The organism is Kitasatospora sp. NPDC054795 (assembly GCF_053611565.1).
Window position 1 is genome coordinate 1,245 of sequence record NZ_JBSHAP010000279.1, and the last position, 1,394, is coordinate 2,638.

General features: G+C 63.3%; 1 protein-coding gene. It reads right to left on the reverse strand.

What is annotated here, in order from left to right; genetic code table 11:
- Positions 1 to 730 (reverse strand): reverse transcriptase N-terminal domain-containing protein (locus ACWGJO_RS41400; protein WP_452190939.1); only part of this gene is annotated, 730 nt, incomplete at its 3' end.
- Positions 731 to 1,394 lie beyond the last annotated feature (664 nt).

Genomic DNA, 1,394 nt, shown 5'->3' on the forward strand with positions numbered 1-1,394 from the left:
TGCCCTCGTCCGTCCGCATCAAGCGGCCCTCCTCCACCACCCCCGCCCGCAACCACCCCCGGATCATGCTCCGACCAGGGAACATGCCCATAGAGTCCAGTAGCCTGGCGTGGTTGATCCGATCGAAGGCTGCCGCAAGATCCGCGTCGAGCACCCACACACGTGTGGCGCGTTTCTGCCCAACCGTGTTGTAGATAGCCTCGATCGCATCGTGACAGCCCCGACCGGGACGGAATCCGTATGACCTTGGTTCGAAGCGCGCCTCCCACTCGGGCTCAAGAGCATTCTTGACCCGAGCCTGGAGAACTCGATCCGTGATCACGGGGATTCCGAGAGGCCGCTGCTTTCCATTTGCCTTCGGGATGTATACGCGCTTGACCGGCCGGGCCGTCCAAGGATGCTCGCTCCGCTGGACCCTGGCCGCAAGACGGCCTCGCTCCGTCGGTGTGAGAGCTGTTTCCTTGTCAATGCCCGGCGTCTTGCGCCCCGTGCTCTGCTGCGTCACCCTTCTAACACTGACCAACGTGTTGGAGAGGCTTCGCAACATGAGCTTTTGCAGGTTGCGAACCTTTTTCAGGTCGCCTTCCTGTGTCGCCTTGAAGATTCTTTGTCTCAGCCGCCGTACGTGTTCCTCGCACTCGGACCAGTCGATGCTGTTCCAGTCGATTCGCGCGTCCTCCGGTCCGTTCGCACGGGAGGCATGGTGCTGATCAGTACCCTGTCGCGCCATAGGCTCCCTCCCTGCGTCCAACTTGCCCTTCGGCTCCGGCTTCTTCACCAGCTGTCTTCAAAGGCTCACCCGGCCCACGTGGGCGCCCTTTCGGGCCGGGTCACTAGGACCCGTATCCGACGGGTTATACGGTGGCGGGTTCCACTCGCTTTCCCCTGGCCTTTCGGCCTATCGGCATTCGCTTCTTGGGCCATCCTGTTCCCGCCGGGGAGTTGATCCTTCCTCGCGGTCGGACGACCGGGAATCCCGGACCCCGACGGGGTTTCCACGTTCCGCACTGACAAGATGCGACTGGGGTGGGCGCCTCCTCTACCCCGGGACCGGTGGTGTCCTGCCCCCGTCGGCGAGTCCACGGGGGTCACCTGGCGCTCTTCCACGCCGAGTCCTCAGGCCGCCGCATGCCATACCATCGGGCAGCCTGTGCAATCACGAGGCATAGTCGGAGATTCGCTTTCGCTCGCCCGTCCAGTCTTCCCCTTTGCTTGTTGCCTCCTCGATGGCCTGGGGGCTCTTGAGCGTGATCGTCCAGCTTCACACCCCGCCGTTGCCAGCGACGCATGTGGACGTAGGGGACAGGCCCTGGACACTGGCCTGGGCTGTTCACCCTCCTTTCTGACATTTCGCCACTTGTTCAGTGCGACCTCGTGTCGCACCCCGCCACTTG